Annotated in this window: 22 protein-coding genes and 1 pseudogene; all 23 read right to left on the bottom strand. The window is 63.8% G+C overall.

Going from position 1 to position 23506, the window contains the following annotated elements; all coding sequences use genetic code 11:
* Nucleotides 1-2: 2 nt before the first annotated feature.
* The 23 genes and pseudogenes from A2Z13_06135 to A2Z13_06025 all read right to left on the bottom strand — a co-directional run bounded on the left by A2Z13_06135 (nucleotide 3) and on the right by A2Z13_06025 (nucleotide 23464).
* Nucleotides 3-608 (bottom strand): guanylate kinase, encoded by a 606-nt coding sequence (locus A2Z13_06135; protein ID OGP76064.1) that lies wholly within the window; start codon nucleotides 606-608, stop codon nucleotides 3-5.
* Nucleotides 609-611: 3 nt separating this feature from the next.
* Complete coding sequence (locus A2Z13_06130; protein ID OGP76063.1) at nucleotides 612-1484, bottom strand: YicC family protein; 873 nt, start codon at nucleotides 1482-1484, stop codon at nucleotides 612-614.
* Between the two features lie 2 nt (nucleotides 1485-1486).
* Nucleotides 1487-2035, bottom strand: a complete 549-nt coding sequence (locus A2Z13_06125) for a hypothetical protein (protein ID OGP76062.1) — start codon at nucleotides 2033-2035, stop codon at nucleotides 1487-1489.
* A gap of 10 nt (nucleotides 2036-2045) precedes the next feature.
* Nucleotides 2046-3104, bottom strand: coding sequence for a hypothetical protein (locus A2Z13_06120; GenBank protein OGP76061.1), 1059 nt, complete (start codon nucleotides 3102-3104; stop codon nucleotides 2046-2048).
* A 161-nt stretch (nucleotides 3105-3265) separates the two neighbouring features.
* Nucleotides 3266-3952, bottom strand: coding sequence for a hypothetical protein (locus tag A2Z13_06115; protein ID OGP76060.1), 687 nt, complete (start codon nucleotides 3950-3952; stop codon nucleotides 3266-3268).
* Between the two features lie 383 nt (nucleotides 3953-4335).
* Complete coding sequence (locus A2Z13_06110; protein OGP76059.1) at nucleotides 4336-4914, bottom strand: hypothetical protein; 579 nt, start codon at nucleotides 4912-4914, stop codon at nucleotides 4336-4338.
* Nucleotides 4911-5816, bottom strand: coding sequence for a hypothetical protein (locus A2Z13_06105; GenBank protein OGP76058.1), 906 nt, complete (start codon nucleotides 5814-5816; stop codon nucleotides 4911-4913). The genes A2Z13_06110 and A2Z13_06105 overlap by 4 nt, the downstream gene beginning before the upstream one ends.
* The gene (locus tag A2Z13_06100) at nucleotides 5813-6802 is read right to left on the bottom strand and encodes a tetraacyldisaccharide 4'-kinase (protein ID OGP76057.1); all 990 of its coding nucleotides are present in this window, start codon (nucleotides 6800-6802) and stop codon (nucleotides 5813-5815) included. Before A2Z13_06100 ends, A2Z13_06105 begins: the two co-directional genes overlap by 4 nt.
* A complete protein-coding gene (locus tag A2Z13_06095; protein OGP76056.1) occupies nucleotides 6799-8133 on the bottom strand; it encodes a hypothetical protein in 1335 nt (444 codons plus the stop codon). Before A2Z13_06095 ends, A2Z13_06100 begins: the two co-directional genes overlap by 4 nt.
* Before the next feature lie 7 nt (nucleotides 8134-8140).
* Nucleotides 8141-9901, bottom strand: coding sequence for a lipid A export permease/ATP-binding protein MsbA (locus tag A2Z13_06090; GenBank protein OGP76101.1), 1761 nt, complete (start codon nucleotides 9899-9901; stop codon nucleotides 8141-8143).
* On the bottom strand, nucleotides 9898-11052 hold the full coding sequence (locus tag A2Z13_06085) for a lipid-A-disaccharide synthase (GenBank protein OGP76055.1): 1155 nt from the start codon (nucleotides 11050-11052) through the stop codon (nucleotides 9898-9900). The genes A2Z13_06090 and A2Z13_06085 overlap by 4 nt, the downstream gene beginning before the upstream one ends.
* Nucleotides 11049-11996: a hypothetical protein gene (locus A2Z13_06080; GenBank protein OGP76054.1), complete on the bottom strand. Its 948-nt coding sequence runs from the start codon at nucleotides 11994-11996 to the stop codon at nucleotides 11049-11051. Before A2Z13_06080 ends, A2Z13_06085 begins: the two co-directional genes overlap by 4 nt.
* A 6-nt stretch (nucleotides 11997-12002) precedes the next feature.
* Nucleotides 12003-12785 carry an acyl-[acyl-carrier-protein]--UDP-N-acetylglucosamine O-acyltransferase gene (locus A2Z13_06075; GenBank protein ID OGP76053.1) on the bottom strand — a complete coding sequence of 261 codons (783 nt, stop codon included), beginning with the start codon at nucleotides 12783-12785 and terminating at the stop codon, nucleotides 12003-12005.
* Complete coding sequence (locus A2Z13_06070; protein ID OGP76052.1) at nucleotides 12782-13243, bottom strand: 3-hydroxyacyl-[acyl-carrier-protein] dehydratase FabZ; 462 nt, start codon at nucleotides 13241-13243, stop codon at nucleotides 12782-12784. Before A2Z13_06070 ends, A2Z13_06075 begins: the two co-directional genes overlap by 4 nt.
* A 1-nt stretch (nucleotide 13244) precedes the next feature.
* Entirely contained in the window at nucleotides 13245-14267 is a 1023-nt protein-coding gene (locus A2Z13_06065) for a UDP-3-O-(3-hydroxymyristoyl)glucosamine N-acyltransferase (GenBank protein OGP76100.1), read from the bottom strand.
* Between the two features lies 1 nt (nucleotide 14268).
* Nucleotides 14269-14805 carry a hypothetical protein gene (locus A2Z13_06060; GenBank protein ID OGP76051.1) on the bottom strand — a complete coding sequence of 179 codons (537 nt, stop codon included), beginning with the start codon at nucleotides 14803-14805 and terminating at the stop codon, nucleotides 14269-14271.
* 18 nt (nucleotides 14806-14823) lie between these two features.
* Nucleotides 14824-17097 (bottom strand): outer membrane protein assembly factor BamA, encoded by a 2274-nt coding sequence (locus A2Z13_06055; protein OGP76050.1) that lies wholly within the window; start codon nucleotides 17095-17097, stop codon nucleotides 14824-14826.
* Entirely contained in the window at nucleotides 17094-17756 is a 663-nt protein-coding gene (locus tag A2Z13_06050) for an ABC transporter ATP-binding protein (protein OGP76099.1), read from the bottom strand. The genes A2Z13_06055 and A2Z13_06050 overlap by 4 nt, the downstream gene beginning before the upstream one ends.
* 10 nt (nucleotides 17757-17766) lie before the next feature.
* The gene (locus A2Z13_06045; protein ID OGP76049.1) at nucleotides 17767-19002 is read right to left on the bottom strand and encodes an ABC transporter permease; all 1236 of its coding nucleotides are present in this window, start codon (nucleotides 19000-19002) and stop codon (nucleotides 17767-17769) included.
* Between the two features lie 7 nt (nucleotides 19003-19009).
* On the bottom strand, nucleotides 19010-20497 hold the full coding sequence (locus tag A2Z13_06040; GenBank protein OGP76048.1) for a lysine--tRNA ligase: 1488 nt from the start codon (nucleotides 20495-20497) through the stop codon (nucleotides 19010-19012).
* Nucleotides 20494-21607: pseudogene (locus A2Z13_06035) on the bottom strand (peptide chain release factor 2). Before A2Z13_06035 ends, A2Z13_06040 begins: the two are co-directional and overlap by 4 nt.
* Nucleotides 21579-23147, bottom strand: a complete 1569-nt coding sequence (locus A2Z13_06030) for an apolipoprotein N-acyltransferase (protein ID OGP76047.1) — start codon at nucleotides 23145-23147, stop codon at nucleotides 21579-21581. Before A2Z13_06030 ends, A2Z13_06035 begins: the two are co-directional and overlap by 29 nt.
* Nucleotides 23144-23464 carry an rRNA maturation RNase YbeY gene (locus A2Z13_06025; GenBank protein OGP76098.1) on the bottom strand — a complete coding sequence of 107 codons (321 nt, stop codon included), beginning with the start codon at nucleotides 23462-23464 and terminating at the stop codon, nucleotides 23144-23146. The genes A2Z13_06030 and A2Z13_06025 overlap by 4 nt, the downstream gene beginning before the upstream one ends.
* Nucleotides 23465-23506 lie beyond the last annotated feature (42 nt).

Below are 23506 nucleotides of genomic sequence, written 5' to 3'. Positions count from 1 at the left end.
TATTACCGATTGAGAATCTTTTCCATCCGCGCTCGGACGCGCTCCCTGCGGAGGCGATGTGCCCGCACGATCCATTCCGCCTGTGTGACCGCCTTTTCGAGGTCGTCGTTGACCAAGAGGTAGTCGTAGGCCAGGAGCTCCCGCATTTCCCGGCCCGCCGCCTCGAGGCGTGTCTCCATCTCCTCGCGGCTGTCGCGTCCCCTTCCGGTCAGGCGCCGTGCCAACGTCTCCCAGTCAGGCGGGAAGATCCCCACGAGGATGGCTTCGGGGAGCGTCTCCTTGACCTTCGCCCCCCCCTGCACGTCGATTTCCAGCACGGCGTCGACCCCGCGGGATACGATGGACCGCACCCCCGCTCGCGAGGTGCCGTACCGGTTGCCGTAGACCGAGGCGTATTCTAAAAACTCCTTCAAAATTAACATACTATCAAATTTTTCCTCGTTTATGAAGAAATAATCCTTCCCGTCCGTCTCACCCGGTTTCCGAGGGCGCGTCGTATAGGAGATGGAAAGCTCGAGGCCTTCCACCCTTTGAAGGAGATAACGGCAGATGGTGGTCTTCCCCGAGCCCGAAGGGGCCGATATCACGAACACGTCGCCTTGTTCCATCACCTACTCCACGTTCTGTATCTGTTCCCGGATCTTTTCCATCTCGGTCTTCGCCGTCACCGCCAGCTCCGAAATCCCAGCATGGGCGGACTTGTTGGATGCGGTGGTCAGCTCCCGGAAGGTTTCCTGGACGAGAAAATCGAACCGCTTCCCGACCGCCTCACCGTGCCCACCCAGCAATTTCGCCAGACCCGCAAGGTGGGAGCGCAGGCGGACGCATTCCTCCGTGATGTCGAGCCGGTCAATAAGAAAAGCCACTTCCTGCTGAATGCGGATCGGATCCACGCCGGGCTCACCCGAAAGAGACTGAATCCTTTCCTTGAATTTGGCAATTGCAAGTTCCTTGTTTTCTTTGAATAAGCCTTCAATCTGCTCCGCGACCGATGCCAGCCCCGCGACCGCTTCCCCGATGTGCTGGCGGAGCCTCTCTCCCTCTTCCCGCCTGGACGCCTGCAGCATGGAGAGGGCGTTTCGCATGGTGGCCTCGGCAATACCCCAGTGTTCCTCTGCGGGATCAGCCCCCTCCGAGACAAATACGAAAATGTCCGGGACCCCCAGCAGGTCCCGAAACGTCAACTCGAGCGGTATGCCGCAATCCTCCCGGATGCGTGCGGCTTCCGCCAGGAAGGAATCCAGGACGGGGCGGTTCACCCGGACGACCGTACCGGTTTTCCCCCACTCCCGGACGTTCAGGAAGACGTCCACTTTCCCCCGCCTCAGCGACTCCCGGACCAGCCCGCGGATCCGGGGCTCCCAGGAAAGGAATTTCGCTGGGCAGCGGACGTGGACATCCAGGAACCGGTGGTTGATCGACCGGATCTCCGCCGTGACGGCGACATCCTCCCGGTGTGCCTCGCCCCGGCCGAATCCCGTCATGCTCATCCACATCGGGACTGCCTCCCTTCCCTTTTCCTGGCCTTCCGAAGCTCTTCCCGCACCTCCGCCAGGAACGCTCGGACCCCCGGAGCGGTGAAATCGGGGTAGGTCCAGGGCAGCGGACGGTACTCCCCTTTTCGGTACACCAGGGTCAGGTCCGCGAACACCCCGTCCCGCAGGTACACCCGGTGGCTGTAATTCTTTCCCGTGGCGAGAAGAAAGCTCTCCTCCGTTAGGATGCCCGGATCGAGATTCACCGTGCGCATTCCGTTCACGGAAAACATCCTTTCCAATTCCTCGGCTTCGATCTTCACGGCCGCCAGCTGATCGCGGGGAACCAGCCGCTCCATCACCACGAAACGCCGGTACAGGGGTGCGCCCATCTCCCTCTCGTAGTAATCCGTCCGATCGAAGAGGAACGGCCCGCTTGTCCGCTCCACGGGGCCAAGCCGCGTCCCAAGATTCGACAGGACTTCCTCGAAGCGTCCCTCCTCCCGGTAGATCGCGGAAACCAGAAGCCTGGCGGACGGAGGAATCTTCCGAGAGCTCATCCTGCAGGGCTCATCGCTTCCCCCGGAGACGCGGGACCTGCCGCTCTTCCTTCGCAACATCCCTCTCCCGCTCCTGGAGGCGGAGGGCCCGCGCGAGCTTCTCGCGCGTAATCGGGGCGGTGCCGACCTCCCCGACGACAACGCCGGCGGCAAGGTTGGCCAGAAGGGCCGCGTCGCGCAGCGAAGCCCCCGCCCCCATCCCCGCCGCGACCGTCCCGATCACCGTGTCCCCGGCGCCGGTGACGTCGAAGACCTGCCGGGCCTGCGCCGGAATGTGGAAGAAGGCCTTGCGCCCGCGTTCGACCAGGCTCATCCCCTCCTTCCCCCTCGTGATCAGGATGGCCCTCGCGTTGCTCTTGCGGAGAAGCGCTTTCCCCCCTTCCATGATCTCCGTGTCCCCGGACAGTTCCCGGCCCCCGAGGGCCGCCTCCGCTTCCGGCTTGTTGGGGGTGATCAGCGTGCATCCGCGATAAAAGGAAAAGTCGGTTTGCTTCGGATCGACGACGACGAAAGCACCGCTTCGTCTCGCGGCAACTAGAGTGTCCTCGACCAGCTCTCGGGACAAGGCTCCCTTCCGGTAGTCGGAAAGAACCACCCCGTCGACCTCCCGGATGGCGGAGCGGACGTTTTTCCTGAGGGTGTCGCTGGCGCGTGCATCCGGGGGCTCCTTCTTCTCCCGGTCGACGCGGACAACCTGCTGGCTGTGCGCAACCACGCGCGTCTTGGTCGTCGTGGGACGATTCCGGTCGATAACGATGCCGGAGATGCCGATACGGTGCGCCTTAAGCATCCGGACGATCTCCCGCCCCGGGGGGTCCGCGCCGATGAGGCCGGCAAGGACGACGCCCGCCCCGAGCCCCGAGAGGTTGACCGCGACGTTTCCGGCCCCTCCCAGCGCCCGCGTGTCACGCGTCACCGCGACGACGGGAACGGGCGCTTCGGGGGAGATCCGTCCCACGTCCCCCCAGACGTATTCATCCAGCATGATGTCCCCGACCACGAGGATCCTGCAGGACGGAAACCTCTTCAGGATTTCGAAAGCGCGGGCGGTGAAGCTTCGATCAATCAAGGGGGGACGCCTCATCGATCAGGAGAATGGGAATCCCGTCGTCGATGCGGTAGCTCAAGCGGCACTTCTCGCAGCGCAGCTCGGTTTCGTCGGTGGTCATCTTGAGGTCCCCCTTGCACTTCGGGCACGCCAGGATCTCCAGAAGTTCCTCGTCCATCGCGTCATCCCCCTTCCCGCGGAGGCATCAGCTCCGCAACCAGCGTCCAATCCTTGATCTTCCTGAACTTCGCGTAGAGGCGTACGGGGACGTGCCGGGCATCGTTGGTCATCCACATCCGCAGATCTCCCTTGTTCTCCAGCTGGCCTTCCCGCTTGATGACCGGCTGGATGACGACGGTGTCTACCGGCCCTCCGGAGGTGTCGATCCTTTCCTGTCCCAGCAGCCTCGAGGAGATCTGCCACAGCTTGCGGCCGGCATAGACGTGGCGGGGGCGCTCCTCAACACCCAGGTCCCGCACCCGGAAATAGTAGGCGGCAGAGACCGGATCGTGGACACCTGGGGTCACATCGACCTGTTTGCGGATTTTCCCCGTATCCTTGTAGCGGTAAACGATCTTCCCGTTCTCCTGGTCGAAGATGGCAACGTCGTCCTTGCCTTTTCCGATGTGGGTGAACTCCTGGCGGAGGGGGGCCAGCGTCTTCACATCCAGGTAGTAATCGATATTGTCGTTGATCGGGTAGATCACGGAGAGGAAATCCGATGTCCACGCCCGGACATTCAAGTGGTACGTTTCCCTCCCGTGCAGCGACACTTTCCCCTGGAAGGTAAAGCGGGCATACCCCATCGTCAGGCCGAGAAACTCGACCCGGTAGACCAGCACCTCTTTCCCTTCGGCCCACGCGGGCACTTCGGTGGGGGGAGAAGTGAAGATCTTCCCGCCGGCCGGCGGTGCCGCGCCAGGCGGTTTAGGTTTGGGCGCGGGTTCTCCGGATTCCGCGAGTGGAGCCTCTCCGGCGGATCTAGACGGGGGCGCGCTTTCCTGCGCGGCAACGGCTTCGGCCCCTGCCGGTGAGTCGCCTGCAATCCCAGTCTCCTCGTGTCTTTCTTCCGCGCCGGACGAAGAGGTTGTCGCCGAGCCGGACGCCAACGAGTCCTGGGATTCGGGCGGCAATGGTGGAGGACCCTTTTTCGTTCCCCCCCAAAGGCACCCTGCTCCCGAAACCAGCAGAACCGACAAGGCGAAAAAAATGGAGAATCCGGAAGAGAGAGTGCCGCGTCCCGATTCCCGGCTCACTCCACCTTCCCCCTGGACTCTATCCACGCCGTCGCCTCCCGGATGCTGGGAAGGAACTTGTCGGGGCGCTCCCCCAGACGCTCGCCTTTCAGGTTTTCTTCCTCTCCATGCCCGGTCGCGACCAGGATTGTTGTCGCCCGCAACCGTTTCCCCATCAATATATCCGACATTTTATCACCGACCACCCAAATTCTGCAGGAGGCCGAAATGCCAAGCCTTTGAAGAACCTTCTCGGCCATTCCTGAGGCGGGCTTCCTGCAGCCGCAGACCCTCCGGTACCGTTCCACGACCCCTTCCGGGTGATGGGGGCAATATTCCACCGCGTCGAACTCGACGCCACGCGCCCGGAAATATTCGACGAACGCCCGGTGGACCGCTTCCATCTGGTCTTCACGGAACTTCCCCCTGGCAACCCCCGCCTGGTTGGATACCACAGCAAGAACATAGCCTTCCCGGGCCAGGCGATAGAGGGATTCCGCCGCCCCGGGGATTTCCTTCAAGAGCGACGGGTCGGAGAGATACCCCATCTCCTCGATCAGAGTGCCGTCTCTGTCCAGGAAGACGATCCCTTTCAATGCGCCTCCCCGTAAATGCCGGGCTCTCCCGGTGGGCGGGTCTTCCACCGCCGGTGGAACCAGAACCATTGCGTCGGATCCTCACGGATCGCCTTCTCCAGTTCTTCGTTGCATCTGCGGGTCAGACAGAGGACCTCCTCCTCCCGCGGGGCCTCCGGGTCCATCCGGATGGGCGGCCCCCACCGGATGGTATGGTGAAATTTCCTTTCCGGGTCACGGAAGATGAACCCCGGGTGGACGGTTGCCTGCATCGCCAAGGCAAGCCGTGCGATGCCGAAGGTGGTGTACGCCTTCCGGGTGAAGAAATCGACGAGCACCCCCCTGTAGGTGTCCACGTTCTGGTCGATCAGGATCCCGACGAGCGTTTTCCTGCGGATCTCGCGCATTATGAGCTTTGCCGAGTCCTCCTTCCGTATCACCCTGTTGCCGGCCCACTCCCTCCGCTCCGTCACGATGCGGTCGAGAACGGGGTTTTTCAGCGGCCGCACGATGAACGCGATCGGGGCCACGACTACCCCGTGGACGAAGGCGAAAAGCTCCCAGTTCCCGAAATGCCCCGTCATCCCGATAGGGGCGATCCCCCGCTCCTCCGTCGCTTTTATGACGTGCTCCGCGCCCTCGATCCGGAAATGCTCCGCTATGTACCGGGCGTCCATTTTGGGGATATGGATGAATTCCGCGGCGAAGGTCCCCATACGGGTAAAGCAGAGCCGGACGATCCGCGACATTTCCTTGTCCCCCATCTCCGGGAACGCGATCCGGAGGTTGATTCGCGCGATCCGCCGGTGCTTCGCGTCCAGCGCCCAGACCCCCAGCATGGCCACCTCGAAAATCGCGGCCCGCAACGACAGCGGAATCGCTTCGAGGACCCTCAGGAACAGCCGGATCACCTTCTCCTTCATGCGCCCCCCGCGAAACGCATCCTTTCAAGGAGGAAACGCGACAGGGAATCCCAGCCGGCCAGGAACTCCACGCCGACGCGAACCGCCTTTACGTCGAAGGGGAGTCGATCGGGAAGCCGCACGAGATCCTTCTCCGTCGTCAGCACCGTCAGGCCTCCCGCGGCCGACGCGATCTTCCCGATCTCCGAGGTCCGGTACCAGTGGTGGTCGGCATAACCCATGAATTTCCGTATGACGAATCCAGACTCCCGCAGGGTCGCCGAAAACTGGTCGTTGCGGGCCAGCCCGCAAAAAGCGACCACTTCCACCCCCGGAGAAGGAAGGGGCGATTCCGCTCCTCCGCGTTCCACCAGCGACCGGGCGACCAGGCGCGAGAATGCCCGGGGGCGATCTGCGGGAAACGGGACGGTCGCCGCCACGCCCTCCCCCTGCGCCAAGCCGGCGCACTTGGTCACGACGAGAGCGTCGGCGAAGCGCGCGTTCCCGGCCGGCTCGCGGAGAGGGCCGAGCGGTAAGGTAAGTCGGTTCCCCAGCCCTCGCCCGGCATCGACCAGCAGGATGTCGGCGTCCCGCCGGAGGGAAAGATGCTGGAAAGCGTCGTCCAGGAGAAAGACGTCCACCTCCTGCCTGCGGAGACATTCCATCCCCGCCTGCACGCGGGCCTCGCCGGCCAGCACGGGGACTCCCGGGAGGGATCCCGCAAGAAGGACCGGCTCGTCACCGCCCATGCGCGCGGAAACGAGCGGACCGCCTCCGCGCGAGACCCAGACGATCCCCCGGCTCTCCCGCCCGTATCCACGGGTCAGCACCGCAACCTTCAGGCCAAGTCCGGTCATCCACGACGCGAGAAACCGGACGTGCGGCGTCTTGCCGGATCCGCCCGCCGCGAGGTTGCCGACACTCACCACGGGACGGGGAAGCGATTCGGACCGCAGGATCCCCCGCCTGTACATCGCCCTTCTCAGGCTCGAGAACGGCCCAATCACGATCCGATCCTCCGCCGCCGCGCTAGCTCGCGCTCCACGATCGCCGCATTCCTCTCCGTGGCTCCCCGGAAAGCGGCCAGAAGCTCCTTCGCCCGCAAACCCGTCTCCGACATTCCCGACGGGTCCGCCGCCCAGCGCTCGAGCCGATCCGCAAGCTCCGCCGGGTCCTTCACCTTTACGACGGCCCCGGCGTCCCCGAAGATCTCGGCGATCTCCCGGAAATTCTCCATGTGGGGCCCTACGAGCGTCGGTACGCCGAAAAAGGCCGGTTCCAGGATGTTGTGCCCCCCCTTGGGAACCAGGCTGCCGCCGACGAATGCGATATCAGCGGCTGCATAGGCTGACCGGAGCTCCCCCACCGTGTCGAGCAGGATCACGGGAGGAAGCCTTGCGCCGCCCTCCCGGGCCGCGCGGGTTTTCCGGACCGTCTCCCATCCCTCGCGAAGGCACAACTCCTCCACCGAATCGAACCGCTCGGGGTGCCGCGGCGCCAGCAGCAGCTTCACCGAACCGTTGACTTCTCTTGCCTTCGCGAATGCGCGCAGCACTTCCTCCTCTTCTCCCTCGTGGGTCGACCCGGCGACGAACCACGCCGTCCCGCCGTTCTTTTCCCCCATGAGAAAGGAGTGCAGGGGCGACAGATCCTGCGAGGGGGGGGTGACGTCGAACTTCATGTTTCCCGTCACCGCGACCGATCCGGGCGGCGCTCCGAGAAAGCGGAACCGCCGGGCGTCCTCTTCCGTCTGAACCGCGATGGCGGTGAAGCAGCGGAGGGCCCTGGAAAACAGGAACCGGAGCCGTCCATACCCGCCGAACGAGCGCTCCGAGATCCTTCCGTTGAGAAGAATGGCGGGGATCTTCCGTCCCGCGCATTCCGCAAGGAAGTTCGGCCAGATCTCGGTCTCGAGAATCACCACGACGTCGGGACGGACACGATCGAGGAATCTCCCGGAGATTCCCGGGAGGTCGAAGGGGAAGTAGAATCGCGCGTCCGTCTCTCCGCTCAGGATTTTTTCCGCTGTTTCCTGGCCGGTGATCGTCACCGTGGAAAGAAGAAGCTCGGCTTCGGGAAGATGTCCGCGGAGCAGGCGGACCAGCGGCGCGGAGGAAAGGGTCTCGCCGACGGAGACCGCGTGGATCCAGATTCTCTCTTTCCCGGAGGGGGGCGGCACGCGGTCCATCCGGACCCCCAGCCGGTCCAGGAAATTCTTCCTCCGCTTCCGGGATGCCAGAACCCATGGGCCCCAGGCAGGCGCGGCAAGGAGGAGAGCGCTTCCCAGCGCCAGATTGTAGAGAAGGTGCGCCCCGGTCCGGGGGAGGAACGCCTTCATGAAACGGTCAAGCCGGTCCGGCGCCGGTCGCGGCCCCGGACTTCCGCTCCTCGAACTGTTTCAGGTAGAACGAGCGGTATCGCGTATCCCCGGAGAGCAATTCCTCGTGGGACCCTTTCTCCACGATCCTCCCCTCCTCCACGACGACGATCATGCTCGCGTTCCTGACCGTGGAGAGACGGTGGGCGATGACAAACGTGGTCCGACCCCGCATGAGCGTATCCAGCGCCTCCTGGACGACGCCTTCGGACTCCGAATCGAGAGCGGAAGTGGCCTCGTCCAGGATGAGGATCGGGGCGTCCTTCAGCAGGGCGCGGGCGATGGCCAAGCGCTGCCGCTCACCCCCGGAGAGCTTCAGGCCCTGCTCCCCGACCACCGTGTCGTACCCGTCGCGCAGCCGGGAGATGAAACCGTCCGCGTTCGCCTGCCGCGCTGCTGCTTCGACCTTCGAGAGAGGTGCATCCGGCATGCCGTATGCGATGTTGGCCCGGACCGTGTCGTTGAAGAGGATCGTGTGCTGGCTCACGACGCCGATTCGCGCGCGCAGGGACAACAACGAAACGTCCCGGATGTCCACGCCGTCGATTCGGATCGCGCCGTTCTGGGGATCGTAGAAGCGGGGAAGGAGATCGACGAGCGTCGTCTTGCCCGCGCCGCTGGAACCGACGATGGCCACCATGGTGCCCGCCGGCACCCGCAGCGTAATGTCCTTCAGGATATAGTCCCCTTCCCCCTGGTAGCGGAAATCGACCTGGTCGTACTCGATTTCCCGGCTCACGGGGGGAAGCGCCGATGCGTTTGGCTTTTCCTCCACCTCGGGCAGGGTGTCCATCACCTCGAAGACCCGCGTCGCGGCGGCGATCCCCTGCTGGATGACGTTGTTGACGCGGGAGAGGCGCTTGACGGGCTCGTACAACATGAAGAGCGCCGTCATGAACGAGAAGAAGTTTCCGGGGGTGCTGTGGCCGTTCACCACGCTGTAGCCGCCGTAGAAGATCACCGCGGCCGCACCGATCCCGGCAAAGGTTTCCGACATCGGCGAGGTGAGCGCCTGCACTTTCACGATCTTCATGCTCAGCCGGAAGAGGTCGGTGTTCCGCGCGGCGAAACGCTCCACCTCGTATTCCTCCGCGCCGAACGCTTTCACCAGCTTGGCCCCGCTGATCGTCTCCTGGAGGTGGGACGTCAAGACGCCGGTGACCTCCTGGGTCTTGATGCTGGTCCTGCGCAGCTTCCGGCCGAATTTCGCGATCGGCCAGAAGGCCAGCGGGAAAGCCACGAGGGCAATGAGGGCCAGCTGCCAGTCCCGGTAGAAGACCACCCCGATCAGGAACAATCCCGTGAAGAAGTCCTTGATGAGTCCCGTGACGGCCTCGGTGACCGCACCCTGCATGAGCGCCACGTCGTTCAGAACGCGGGACATGAGCACGCCCGTGGGGTGTCGCGTGTAGAAGGACAGCGAGAGCGACTGCAGGTGCCGATACAGGCGCTCCCGGATGTCCCGGATGACCCGCTGGCCGACGCCGCTCATGAGATAGCCCTGGGAAAACTCGAAAACGGCCTTCAGGAGGTAGACCGCGAGTACCAGGAAGGGAATGAGGACGAGCCGCGATGCGTCCTTCTTGATAAAGATGTCGTCCAGTGCGGGTTTGACGAGGAATGCGATCGAGCCGTGGAATGCCGACACGCACACCATGAACAGCATTGCCAGGAGCAGCCGCGGCGTGTACGGACGGACGTATTCCAGCATCCGCCGGTAGATCGTCATCCCCATGATTCCCCCGCTGCGTTCGCCAGCAGATCGACGACCGCCTCCGAAGGGCCGGAGCCCGATAGCTTCTCCCGAAGGGACCTGCAGCGGGCAGCCAGGGATTCCCTGCGCGCAGGTTCCAACAGCAGGGCGCGAAGCTCCGCCGCGACCCGTTCGGGGCGGAACTCCCCCTGGATCAGCTCGGGCAGAAACGGCTCGCCCGCGACGATGTTCGGCAGCCCGATGGACGAGACCTTCGCCAGGCGCTTCCCGATCCGGTAAGTGACCTCCGACGTACGGTACACGATGACGTGCGGCACGCCCAGGAGCGCGAGTTCCAGCGTCGCCGTGCCGGAAGCGGCGACGGCCGCGGCCATCCCGCGGAAAAGGAGATAGCGCCCGTCCTCGACGACGGTCAGGGGAAGTTCTTCCCCGCGCAGCTCCTGCTCGATTGCGCCGCGAAAACGAGGCGACGCCAAGGGAACCGCGAAATGGACGTCGGGAAATTCCCCCGCGATCCGCCGCGCCGCGTCCGCCAGGACCGGGAAATGGGCGCGGATCTCCCCGGTCCGGCTCCCCGGCAGCAGCCCCACGACCCTTTTCCCCGCCGGGATGCCGAACCGGGCGGGATCCGGCGCCGCGTCCAGATACGGAGCCAGCTCCTCCAGCAGCGGATGTCCTGCGAACCGGACGTTCACTCCCTGTTCCCTGAGGATCGTTTCCTCGAACGGAAACGGGACCACGACCCCTTTCGTGAAGGCCGCGAGTTCCCGTGCCCTTCCCCTTCTCCACGCCCACAGCTGCGGGGGGATGTAGTAGATCACCGGGACGTTCCTCCGATGCGCCTCCCTGCCGACCCGGAAATTGAAGTCCGGGAAATCGACGAGGAGCAGCGCTCCCACGTCGGGACGGCCGACGCGGCGCTTCGCGTCCCGCAGCGCGGAAACGACCGCCGGGAGATGCCGCGCCACCTCGAGAATTCCGACTACCGAGATCGACCCGTAATCCAGCAGGAGCCGGACTCCTTCCGACGCGAGCCCGGAGCTTCCGATCCCCTCCATCGGGGCGAGCGGGAAGCGCCGGCGGAAAGCGCGCGCCACGCTCGCCGCATAAGTTTCTCCCGACGGCTCGCCGCAGATAATGAAAAGGGTCTTGGGCGCAGGGCTCAATTTCTCCTCATGTTGCGCAGGATCCGAAACGCGGCTTCCAGCGCCGCCAGCCCTTCCACGCCGGAGACCCGCGGCGCAGCCCCGTCCCGGACGCAGTCCAGGAAGGAGCGGATCTCGTCCCTTAGCGAATCCCCCTTTTCGGTCTCCAGGAGCTCGCCGGATATTTCCGGAGGGCTCTGGAGGCCTTGGGGGTAGGTCCTCCGGAAGATCTGGATCGTGCCCTCCACGAAATCCATCGACATGTAGGTGTCCTTCTGGAAGATCCGGATCTTCCGCTGCTTGCGCGCCGACACCCGGCTCGCCGTCACGTTGGCCACGCACCCGTTGGCAAAGGAAAGCCGCGCGTTGGCGATGTCGATGTTGGGGGAAATCACCGGAATACCGACCGCGTGGATGCGCAGGACGGGCGAGCGGACGAAGGAAAGAATCAGGTCGAGGTCATGGATCATCAGGTCGAGAACGACGTCGACGTCGGTCCCGCGTCCTCCGAAGGGTCCCAAACGATGGCACTCGATGAACCGGGGCTCCGTGAGGAGAGTCGCCGCCTCCCGGACCGCCGGGTTGAACCGCTCCACATGGCCGATCTGGAACACCAGCTTCCGTTTCGCGGCTTCCCGGACAAGGGCGCGCGCCTCGCGGACGTTCGCGGTGATCGGCTTCTCCAGAAGAACGTGGACGTCGGCCCGCATGGCGTCCATCGCCACGCGGTAATGGGCGGTCGTCGGGACCGCGATGGACACGGCGTCCACTTCCGCCAGGAGCTCCTTGCGGTCGGCGAAAAAGGCGGTCCTGCACTCTTCCGCCACGGACTTTCCGCGGCCGGGGTCGGCGTCGCACACCCCCACGAAACGATGGTCGGAGAACGAGGCGATCTTCTGCGCGTGCAGGCGGCCAAGATACCCCACGCCGATGACCCCGACCCGTATCGGCCCGCTCCCCGCCATGGCGGTTTACCTCAGGACCCCGCGCTTGCTCGACCGGATGAAGTCGAGGAGGCGCCGCACCTCGGGAAGGAGCTCCACCTCCGCCTCCACCTTCGCTACGGCGTCCCGCATCGGGGCCCCGGAACGGAACAGGATCCGATAGGCTTTCTTCAGCGCGGAGATGACCTCTTCCGTGAACTGGTTCCGCTTGAGGCCGATGTGGTTCAGTCCGTAGAGAGATGGCGCCTTCTGGGGGCGGGCAACAACGGCGATCACGTACGGCGGAACGTCCTGCGGAATCCCGGAAAGCGCACCCACGATCGCATATTCCCCGATGCGGACGAACTGGTGAACCCCGACGAGCCCGCCGATGATCGCCCCGTCGCCGACCTCCACGTGCCCGCCCAGCGTGGCGGCGTTCGCCATCACCACGCGGCTCCCCACCTGGCAGTCGTGCGCGAGGTGGCAGTAGGCCATGAGCAGCGTGTTGTTCCCGACCCGGGTCACCCCCGCACCCTGCGCAGTCCCGCGGTTCACCGTCACATACTCCCGGACCGTAGTCCCTTCCCCGATCTCCACCCAGGTGTCCTCTCCCTTGAACTTCAGGTCCTGCGGGGGGGCGCCGATCGATGCGAACGAGGACACCCGGTTCCTCTTCCCCATGCGGACGTGCGAGGCAATCTGGACGTGGGAGCTGATCGAGCACCCGTCGCCGATCGTCACCTTCGGGCCGATCACGGTGTAGGGGCCCACCTCCACGCCTTCTCCCAGGCGTGCATCCGGATCGATGATTGCCGTGGGATGAATCATTTCACCGCTCCCTCCTGGGTGGGGTCGCCGAAGGACTCGCGGATCGTTGCGGTCAAGTCGGCCTCGGCAACCAGGGCGTCCCCCACCCGCGCTTCCCCGTGGATCTTCCACACGGGCCCCTTGTGGGCGGTGATCGTGACGTTCAGCAGGATCTGGTCTCCTGGGACCACCGGCCGCCGGAACCTGCAGTTGTCGATCCCGGCGAAGTAGGCGAGCTTCTTTTCTCCGCCGAGCGCCTTCAGGGCGAGGATTCCCCCGGCCTGCGCCAGCGCCTCCACGATCAGGACGCCGGGCATGATCGGATGCCCGGGAAAATGGCCGACGAAAAACGGCTCGTTGATCGTGACGTTCTTGAGCCCTACGATACGCCTTCCGGGCTCCCACTCGACGATCCGGTCCACCAGAAGGAACGGATAGCGATGCGGTAAGAGATCCATGATCTCCTGGATGGTGAACATCTTATTTCTCCCCCTTCGGAAGTTTGGCATCCTCCAGGCGCTTCACCCGCCGGAACAGCTCCGGCAGCTTCGGCAACAGCATCGCCATCCGCAGCCACGTCGGATGCGGAATCGCGGGAATCCCCGACCAGACCCGCGCCTCCGACGCGCGTAGCGTGTGTGCAACTCCGCACTTTGCTCCCAGCAGGATCCCGTCCTCCACCTCGAGGTGCCCCGCCAGACCCGCCTGGCCGCCGATCATCACGCGGTTGCCGATCCTGCAGCTGCCAGCGATTCCGGTCAGCGCGGCGATCACCGTGTCCTTCCCGATCGTGACGTTGTGCCCCACCTGCACCAGGTTGTCGAGCTTGGTCCCCCTGCCGATTCGCGTCACGCCGAGGACCGCCCGGTCCACGGTGGTGTTGGCCCCGATCTCGACGTCGTCCCCGATTTCCACCGTCCCTACCTGGGGAATCTTCCGGTATCCCTCACGGGAAGGTGCAAAACCGAACCCGTCGCACCCGATGACACACCCCGCATGGAGGATCACGCGGGACCCTACGCGCACGTCGTGGTAGAGAACGACGTGCGGGTAGAACAGGCAATCCTCCCCCACGACAGCACCTTCGCCCACAATGACGCCCGGGTACAGGACGGTCCGGTCGCCGACGACGGCTCCCTCCTCCACGACGACGAAGGGGGAAACGGTCACGTCCTTTCCCAGCCGCGCCCCGGAGTGGACGCTGGAAGCGGGTGAAATCCCCGCGGGCCGGCGTACCGGGGGGTGAAACAGCTCAACCACGCAAGCAAACGTGAGATACGGGTTCTCGGAAAGGAGGAAGGCCGCACGCGCCCCCTCGACGCGGTCTTTCGCGATGATCGCGGAAGCCATCGACTCGCGGGCGAAGCGCATGTACTTCGGATTCGCGAGGAACGTCACCTGCCCGGGCCCGGCCTCCTCGATGGGTGCAACCCCGGTCACCATCGCATCGCCTTCCCCCGTCAAGCGCGCCCCTATGCGCGCCGCCAGGTCGGACAGACGGATCTCATTTTCCACCGGCCTTCTCCTTGTTCACCATTTCCAGCACCCGGTCGGTAATGTCGAGAGCGGGATTGAAGTGGACCACGCCGCCCTGCGTCCGGTCCAGCACCAGGTCGATCTTCTCCGTGGCCACCATCTTGTCCAGCTGGGCCTCGACGATCTTGAGCACCTCCCGCGTCTGCTCCCCTTGCCGGGTCTGCATCTCCTTCTCTGCTTCCTGGGTCAGCTGGCGCAGTTCGGCGACCTTGCCGTTCAATGCATCCTCCTTCTCCTTGAGCTTCTCCTTCCCCAGGAGGATCTTCTGCTTGTCGATCTCGTCCTTGATTTTCTTTGCCTCCTCCTGCTTCTCCTCGATCTTCCTCTTCAGCTCCTCATAGCGGTCCTCGATCTTCTTCTTCGCGACCTTTCCCGCGGCGGACTCGTTCAATATCTTGTTCACGTCGATCACCGCGACCTTGAGGTCCGAAGCATAGGCAGCGCCCGTGATCATCAACGCCGTCGTGAAAACCGCCGCCATCCTCCACGCTTTCCCGCTCTTCATTTTTCTTATCCCCCTGGTTTAGAATGCCGTCCCTATCGTGAACTCCGCCACCCTCCGGTTCTCTCCAGGCGCCGGATGGAGGTTCCATCCCCACTCGAAGCGGAGGGGGCCCATGGGCGAATACCACCGCACTCCCACCCCCGCGGAATATTTTAACTGCGGACCGTTCCAGGGCCAATCCCCCTGGCGGTAGGCGTTGCCCGCGTCGAAGAACACGACCCCCTTGAAGCCGATCTCGTTGAACAGCGGAAAGATGTATTCCATGTTCGCGATCAGTTCTTTGTTGCCGCCGATGAGCTCCCCCGTGTTCGAATCCTTCGGCGACACGGTGCGCGACGGGAACCCCCGGATGCTGTAAGGCCCTCCCAGGAAGAACCGTTCGAAGATCGGCACCCTTCCCCCCACGGTACTGATCGTGTGCCCCCAAAGAAGGTTCCCGCTCAGGACCGTCGATCCCAGGATCGGATAGTAGCCCTTGGCGTTCAGGAAGTATTTCACGAACTGGCTGTCCCCCCCCAGGGGCCCGCCCGCGTACTCCACCGTCGCGGACCCGATCGACCCCTTGGAGGGGTCGAACAGCTTGTCCGTCGTGTTCCGCACGATGCCGTAAGAAACGCCTCGCGTCTTCTGGACCCCCTTGCTGAACTCGTCCTTCAGGATCTGGGAGATCGCCGCACCCGCGTCCGTGATCCGGGTTTCGTCGATGCGCAGCATGAGGCTGGCGGACGTGTACTTCGTGAACTGGTACCCCACGCCCGCCCTCCCCCCCGTCGACTTGCGATGGAAATCCGTGTATCTCGTGTCGACCTTGTAGGCGCTCAGGAGGAGGCTGTAATCCGTGTCCAGGAAATGGGGATCTCGAAAATCCAGGCTGAACACCGTCCTTCTCGCACCGAACTGCGAGCTGAGCGACGCTTTCCAGCCCTTGCCGAACAGGTTGTTCTCGTTCACCTGCACGACGCCGAAGATCTTGTCCAGCGAACTGTACCCAGCCCCCCCCGACAAGGTCCCCGTTGGACCCTCCTGCACATCCACCTTGACGTCCATCTCCCCCGGAATCCTGGAAGGAGCCGTGGTGATCTTGACGTCCTTGAAATAGGAGAGCCGGGCCAGGTTTTCCTTGCTGTCCTTCAGGCCGGTCGCCGTATAGATCTGGCCGTCCTTGACTTCGAGGTCCCTGCGGATGATGCGGTCGAGGGTCTTGGTGTTCCCCGTGATCTCCACTTTCCCGAACCGGAACTTCCCGCCGCGCTCCGTCCTGTAGGTCACGTCCGCGATCGGGTACTCCTTCCGCTTCTCCACGATCGGGGAAACCAGCGCCTGGGCGTACCCCTTGTCGTTCTGGAGCGTCGTCAATGCCAGGAGGTCGGCCAGGAGCGTCTCGCGGTTGAGAATCTCTCCCCGCTTCAGCCGGATCGCTTTCCGGAGCTCCGCCTCCGGAAGATCGCTCTCGCCGGAGAAACGCAGGTTTCCCACGCGGTATTGCCGCCCTTCAAACACGTGGATCGTCATCTCGAGCCCCTTGGGGCCCCGCCGGAATTCCGGATCGGACACCTTCGAGTCGAGGAATCCGCTGTTCTGGTAGAGCGCCTCGATCTTCCGGATGTCGTTTTCCAGGACGTCTTTCTTGAAGGTTCCCGAATCGGTGATGAAGGAGAAGAATCCTTTCTCGTTGGTGTCCATCACTTTCAGGACAGCTTTTTCGGAGAGATAGAGATTCCCGGTAACGCGGATCTTCGTGATCTTCAGCTTCTCCCCTTCCACAACGCGAAAAGCCACCCGGATCGAGCCGTCGGCCTCCTCCTCCACTTTCGAGTCCACCGTGGCGTCGAAGAATCCCTTGTTCTGATACAGGTCCAAAATCTTGCGGGAGGACTCCTTCACCTGCTCTTCCTTGAAAAGCGACCGGTCCTTGAGGGTGATCGCCTGACGGATGTCGGCGGCCTCGACCTCCTTGTTCCCTTCGATCTTGACCGAGGAGACGATCGGCTTTTCCGTCACGATCACGGTGAGCCGGTGCCCCCCAGGCACCTCCTCGGCGTCGAACCTGACGTCGATGAAATATCCCATCCGGTAGATCGCCTTGACGTCTTCCCGGATCCGCGCCAGGTCGAACTCCCCCCCGACCTTGGTGCTCATCGCCGCCCGGATGGTTTCAGGACCGACCCGTTGGGCCCCCTGCACGTCGACGGTCACCACGCGAAAACCGGCGGAGAGGGCTCCGGCGGCAAACAGCGCCGCAAGCACCCACACCGCCGCAACGACGGCCGAGGCCCTTGCCCGGTGCGTCAAGAAACGACCCGCCCGTCATCGATCCGGATGACCCTGTGCAGTCGGCCGGCCAATTCCTCGTTGTGCGTCACCATCACCAGGGTGAGTCCACGCGTCCGGTTGAGTGCGAGCATCAGCTCCATCACGCCTCCCGCCGTCTCCTTGTCCAGATTCCCCGTCGGCTCGTCGGCGAGCAGGACGGCGGGCTCCATCGCCAGGGCCCGGCAGATCGCCACGCGCTGCTGCTCCCCGCCGGAGAGCTCCCCGATGCGGTGGGTGAGCCGCTCCGAAAGCCCCACTTCCGATAGGAGCGTGTCCGCCCGAAGACCCGCGTCGTACCGGCCCATCCCGGAGATCAGACAGGGAAGCATCACGTTTTCGCGTGCGGTGAACTCCGAAAGAAGGTGATGGAACTGGAAGACGAACCCGATCGTCCGGTTGCGAAAAGACGCCAATTGATCCTCCGGCAGGACGGTCAGTTCGTGTCCGTCGTAGGATACCGTTCCCGACGTTGCCCGGTCCAGAGTCCCGATGATCTGAAGGAAAGTGGTCTTCCCCGCCCCCGAGACCCCCACCACGCCAAGCGTCTCGCCCCGCGCGACGGAGAGGGTGATTCCCTTGAGAACCTCCAGCGATCCGCCCCGCTTGTGGAACGACTTCCGGAGATTTTCGACGCGGATCCGCTCGCCGCTATTCATAGCGGATCGCCTCCGCCGGATCGATGCGCGCTGCCTGCCTGGACGGGTAGAGGGTCGCCAGGAAGCATATCAGGACGGAACTTCCGCTGACCAGCAGAATGTTCAACGGATCCAGGAGAACGGGGAGGGTGGTGATGTAGTAAACGTCGCTCGGGAGGTGGATGAACCGGTACCGGCGCAGAAGGTCGCACAGGACCGTGCCCAGCGCCGTTCCCAAGGCTGTCCCCGTGATCCCGATCAGCAGCCCCTCGAGGGCGAACACCCTGCGGATCGTCTTCCGTGTGGCCCCCATCGTCATCAGGACCGCGATGTCCCTCGTTTTCTCCATCACGACCATGATGAGCGTGCTGATGATATTGAAGGCCGCGACCAGCACGATGAGGACCAGGATGATGAACATCACCACCTTTTCGAGCTTGAGCGCCGAGAAGAGGTTGCGGTTGCTCTGCATCCAGTCCTTCGCCCAAAAGGGGTACCCGAGAGACGATCGGATCCGGTTGGCCACCTTCCCGGCGGCATAGATGTCGTCGACCTTCACCTCGATCCCCGTTCCCCTCCCGTCCATCCCGAGCAGCTTGCCCGCTTCCGGGAACGAAACGTACGCGAACGTGGCATCGTACTCGTACATCCCCGACTCGGAAATTCCCCCCACGCGGTACCGCATAACGCGCGGAAACATCCCCAGCGGTGTCACGTTCCCCCCCGGCACCAGGATCTCCACGACATCCCCGACCGATACCCCGAGGTTGCCGGCCAGTTCCTTCCCCAGGATCACGCCTGGCATGCCGACGGGACCCTTTTCCCTCAATGCCTCGATGCTTCCCCGATGGATGTCCCTCGGGAGCCGCGTGACGTCCCCGACGGTCGCAAGGTCCACGCCTCGCAGCACCCCGCCCGCCGCGGTGACCCCGGAGGAGATCATCATCTGGGAGAAGATGTAAGGGCTGGCTCCGACAACGCCCGGAACCTGCCGGACGCGCTTCGCCACGGAGAACGGGTCGGCGATGCTGCCGTCGAGGCTCGTCACGTGGACATGGGCGGTCGCGCCCAGGATGCGGTCCTTGAGCTCCTTCTCGAACCCGCTCATGACGGCAAGGACGATGATCAGCGCGGTGACGCCGACGGCCACCCCCGCAACGGAGATGATGGAGATGATGGAGATGAACGTCTGTTTGCGCTTGGCGAGGAGGTATTTCAGTGCGATGTAATATTCGACGGGAAGCCTCAAGGCGGAGCTACCCCTCTTTCCGCAGTTGGGGGAAAAGGATCACGTCCCGGATGGAGGGCGAATCGGTGAAGAGCATCACCAGCCGATCGATCCCGATTCCCTCCCCGGCGGCGGGCGGCATGCCATGCTCCAGCGCGCGGAGGAAATCCTCGTCCATCGCGTGGGCCTCCTCGTCCCCCCGTTCGCGCTGAACCATCTGCTCCTCGAGCCGGCGCCTCTGGTCCAGGGGGTCGTTCAGCTCGGAAAACGCGTTGGCGATCTCCCGGCCCAGGACGATCAGCTCGAACCGGTCGACGATCCCCGGACGCAGATCGTTTCTCCGCGACAACGGCGACACCTCGATGGGATATTCCGTGACGAAGGCCGGTCCCTTGATCTTCCTTTCGGCGACTTCCTCGAAAATCTCGAACAGGAGCCGGCCCGGGGCCCAATCCTCCCTGGTGGCGATGCCCAGCGAAATCGCCATCCGGCGGAGAAATTCCGGATCGGAAAGCTTTTCCTCCGGGACGCCGGCGTACCGGGCGACCGCCCCGGCCACCGTGATGCGCTCCCACGGAGGCGTAAAGTCGATCGTTTTCCCCTGGACCTCCACTGCCGTCGTCCCGAAGAGGGAGAGGGCGAGGCTGGAAATCATCTCTTCGGTCAGCCGCATCAGGTCCTCGTAGGTCGCATAGGCCTGATAAAACTCCACCATGGTGAACTCGGGGTTGTGCTGCGTGGAGATCCCCTCGTTCCGGAAGTTCCGGTTGATCTCGAAGACGCGCTCGAACCCCCCCACAAGCAGCCGCTTCAAGTAAAGCTCGGGAGCGATCCTCAGGTAAAGGTCCATGTCCAGAGCGTTGTGGTGGGTCACGAACGGCTTTGCGGCGGCGCCCCCCGCTACGGGCTGCATCATCGGGGTCTCCACCTCGAGGAAGTCCCGCTCCGCGAGGAAGGAGCGGATGTACGCGATGATCCGGGCACGGCGGCGGAACACCTCCCTGACCTTCTCGTTGACGATCAGGTCGACATACCGCTGGCGGTACCGCGTCTCCACGTCGACCAGGCCGTGCCACTTCTCGGGGAGCGGCCGGATCCCCTTGCAAAGGAGCCGGAACCGCTCCGCCAGTACCGTCAGCTCTTTCGTCCGGGTGATGAAGAGCAACCCCTCGACCCAGACGATATCGCCGACGTCCGTTGCCTTCTTGAAAAGGGAATACGCCTCGTCCCCCACCCTGTCTTTCCGGATGTAGGCCTGCAGGCGGCCTGCGCGGTCCGCGATCACCACGAACGTCGCCTTCCCGAAGTTGCGCGCCGCCACGATCCGCCCCGCGACGTCCACGCGGATCCCCTTCCGCTCGAGCTCCTCGGCGCCCAACTCTCCCGCCGCCCGGCGGGCAGCGGCCGTCGTCCATCCGACCTTCTGGTCATTGGGGTAGGGGTCCGTTCCGCTCTTTCGTGCCTCCTCGGCCTTTCGGATCCGCTCGTGGATCAGATCGTTCCAGTCCTCGTTCACGCTGCTCCTCCCCTGGCTTCCTCTTCCCCTCCGGCGAGCAGGAACCGCCGGATGAACTCCATCAGGTCCCCGTCGAGGACGGCATCCACGTTCCCGGTTTCATAGCCCGTCCGGTGATCCTTCACCAGCCGATATGGGGCCAGGACATAGGAGCGGATCTGGGACCCCCAGGCGATGTCCTTCTTCGTCTTATGCGCCTCGGCCGCTTTCTCGGCGCGCTGGCGCATTTCAAGCTCGTAGAGCTTGGACCGCAATATCTTCATCGCCGTCGCGCGGTTCTTGTGCTGCGAACGCTCCTGCTGGCACAGGACCGTGATTCCGGTAGGCACATGGACGATCCGGACGGCGGACTCGACCTTGTTCACGTGCTGGCCGCCGGCCCCCCCCGAACGGAGGGTGTCCACCTTGAGGTCCGACTCGTTGATCTGGATCTCCACGGCATCATCGACCTCGGGGGAAACGAGGACCGAGGCGAAGGAGGTGTGTCTCCGTTTGTTGGCGTCGAAAGGGGAGATCCGGACGAGGCGGTGGACCCCCCGCTCCGCCTTCAGATATCCATAGGGGTGATCCCCCTTCAGGAGAATCGTTGCACTCTTGATCCCCGCTTCCTCGCCCTCCTGCTGCTCGAGGAGCTCCACGTCGAATCCGTTCCGGTCGGCGAAGCGCGTGAACATCCGCAGGAGCATCTCGGCCCAGTCCTGGGATTCCGTCCCTCCGGCGCCGGCGTGGATCGTCAGGATCGCATTGCGCTCGTCGTCCTCCCCCGAGAGCATCCGGTCCAGTTCGATCTCGTCGAGGTCCTTCGCGACCTTCAGGGCGTGCGAGTCGATCTCCGAGACCAGGGAGGAATCGCCCGACTCGTCGTGCAAGTCGAGGCAGGCCCGCAGGTCCTCCAGGGACCTCTCCAGGCCGGACCATTTCAAAAGGAACGTTTCGAGGACCTTCCGCTCTTTGAGGAGCGTTTCGGCGTTCTCCGGAGAATCCCAGAACCCCTCCCGCGCGGCGGCGGCCTCGAGCTCGGCAAGTCGGGACTTCTTGCGTTCTACTTCAAAGGTAACCCCGGAGCGCGCGGCAGCGCGATTCAAGTTCGGCGAATTTTTCTTCGAGCATTCCTGACGCCATCAGAGCCTCGCAATGGGATCAACAGAATTAAAAAAGCTATTATAGTACAAGATATTGCAAAGATTTCACCTGTTTTCGCATACAGCGTTTCCCCGCTCCGGGGAACGATCTCCCCGACCAAGGTCCCTGCCCGGAAGAGGCCAAGGGTTTCTGTCGCCACGCCTCGTGTGTCGATCAGGGCGCTTACCCCTGAGTTGGCCGCCCGAACGATCGGTCGCCGGAACTCCACCGCGCGCATCCGGGCCATCGCCAGATGCTGGAGCGGAGCCACCGTGTCACCGAACCACGCATCATTGGTGACGTTCACCAGCCACTGCGCCCCCGAAAGGACGCTTTCCCGGATGATCCCCGGAAAGACCGCCTCGTAACAGACCGAGGCGCCTGCCAGCCCCCCCGCGACGGGAAGCAGCGCGGGAACCGTCCCGGCCGAGAAGTCTTCCCCTCCTTCCGTCAGCTTCCGTACGAAAAAGAGGATGGATTTCAGCGGCACGTACTCGCCGAACGGAACGAGGTGCCGCTTGTCGTAGCGCCCCTCCGGAACGCTTCTGCCGTTCAGGATGAAGACGCTGTTGTAATATTTTCCCCCTTCCGAGGGACTGAACCACGGGGCGCCGAAAATCAGGGGGATCCCCCCTTCCAATGCGACCCGATCGACTTCCCGGCTCTGCTCTCGCTCCCATCCGTAAAAAAACGGCGCGGCGGTTTCCGGCCAGACGATCACCTCGGCGCCTTTCGACCTCGCCTCCCTGGACAGTTCCTTATAGATCGCCAATGTCTCGCCCTGAAAGTCGGGGTCCCATTTCCTGTTCTGGTCGATCCCCCCCTGGGCAATTCCCACGCGCAGGCTTCCGCCGGAAGGACGCGCTCCCAGCTCGCCGATCCGATGCGTTCCGTAGGCGGCCAAGAAGAGCAGGATGGCGGCAAGACCTGCGATAAAAATCGCTCCAACGCGGTATTCTCTCCGCATTAGACATTCCCCGGCCCGGTACAGGGAGACGTTTGCCGTGACCAGGAGAAATCCCAATCCGAAAACACCTGCCAGGTCCGCCGCCTGCATAAGGGTCGTACTTCCGGCCAAACTGTAGCCGAAGAGCACCCAGGGGAAACCCGACAACAGGACCGATCTGGCGAATTCCAGGCCGATCCACGCGAACGGAAAGGCCCAGAGTCCGGCGAACCCGAACCGTCGGACCAGGCGCAACGCGATGAACCCGCCGGCGGAGAAATACATCCCCACGTAGGCGGACACCAGAAGCGCGGCCAGGCAGCCCAGCGGCCAGCCGAGTTTTCCCATCACCGCCACGGTGTAGGCGATCCAGTAAAAAAGCAGCAGGTTCGCCGCAATGCCGGCAAGGAACCCCCGGATCGCAGCCCGCCGGAAACTTTTCGCGGAAACGGAGAGCAGGAAAAACGGTATCCAGCAAAAGAAGGGAAGCGCCGGGATGTCGTATCCCGGCATCCCCAGCGCATACGACGCCGCGAAAAGGGCGCCAAGACCCCAGGGTACCGCCCGTTCCGGCAGGTTCAACCGCGTGCCCCCGCCGATGATCTGCCCAGGGCCGAAAGATATATTTTCATCTCCGCCCTGCGCATCCTCCTGGCCTCCTCCCCGCCGCGTTCGTGGTCGTACCCCGCGAGGTGAAGGAGACCGTGGACGATAAAAAAGAAAACCCGTTCCTCGGGGGATCCCGGCCAGCCCCGCGTCTGCCGAAGGCAGGTCGGGGCGGAGATCAGGATATCTCCCGAGAGCCTTTCGGGAGCGGCATCGCGCAGTTCATCCTCGGGGAAGGAGATGACGTTCGTCGTCCGGAAGCGATGGAGGAACCGCCGGTTCCATGCCCGCATGTCCCCGTCATCCACCACGAGGATCCGGAGGTCCGCCGCGCC

The sequence above is a fragment of the Deltaproteobacteria bacterium RBG_16_64_85 genome (genome assembly GCA_001798885.1).
Classification (GTDB): domain Bacteria; phylum Desulfobacterota; class Deferrimicrobia; order Deferrimicrobiales; family Deferrimicrobiaceae; genus FEB-35.
This window is presented reverse-complemented; position numbering and strand designations above follow the sequence as displayed.

Excerpts from the sequence above, each read along its gene's own strand:
- A2Z13_06105 (OGP76058.1), bottom strand. The coding sequence starts at position 5,816 with ATGAAGGAGAAGGTGATCCGGCTGTTCCTGAGGGTCCTCGAAGCGATT.
- A2Z13_06075 (OGP76053.1), bottom strand. The coding sequence starts at position 12,785 with ATGATTCATCCCACGGCAATCATCGATCCGGATGCACGCCTGGGAGAA.
- A2Z13_06080 (OGP76054.1), bottom strand. The coding sequence starts at position 11,996 with ATGGCGGGGAGCGGGCCGATACGGGTCGGGGTCATCGGCGTGGGGTAT.
- A2Z13_06025 (OGP76098.1), bottom strand. The coding sequence starts at position 23,464 with ATGCGGGCATGGAACCGGCGGTTCCTCCATCGCTTCCGGACGACGAAC.
- A2Z13_06135 (OGP76064.1), bottom strand. The coding sequence starts at position 608 with ATGGAACAAGGCGACGTGTTCGTGATATCGGCCCCTTCGGGCTCGGGG.
- A2Z13_06090 (OGP76101.1), bottom strand. The coding sequence starts at position 9,901 with ATGACGATCTACCGGCGGATGCTGGAATACGTCCGTCCGTACACGCCG.
- A2Z13_06130 (OGP76063.1), bottom strand. The coding sequence starts at position 1,484 with ATGACGGGATTCGGCCGGGGCGAGGCACACCGGGAGGATGTCGCCGTC.
- A2Z13_06125 (OGP76062.1), bottom strand. The coding sequence starts at position 2,035 with ATGAGCTCTCGGAAGATTCCTCCGTCCGCCAGGCTTCTGGTTTCCGCG.
- A2Z13_06095 (OGP76056.1), bottom strand. The coding sequence starts at position 8,133 with ATGAAGGCGTTCCTCCCCCGGACCGGGGCGCACCTTCTCTACAATCTG.
- A2Z13_06060 (OGP76051.1), bottom strand. The coding sequence starts at position 14,805 with ATGAAGAGCGGGAAAGCGTGGAGGATGGCGGCGGTTTTCACGACGGCG.
- A2Z13_06070 (OGP76052.1), bottom strand. The coding sequence starts at position 13,243 with ATGTTCACCATCCAGGAGATCATGGATCTCTTACCGCATCGCTATCCG.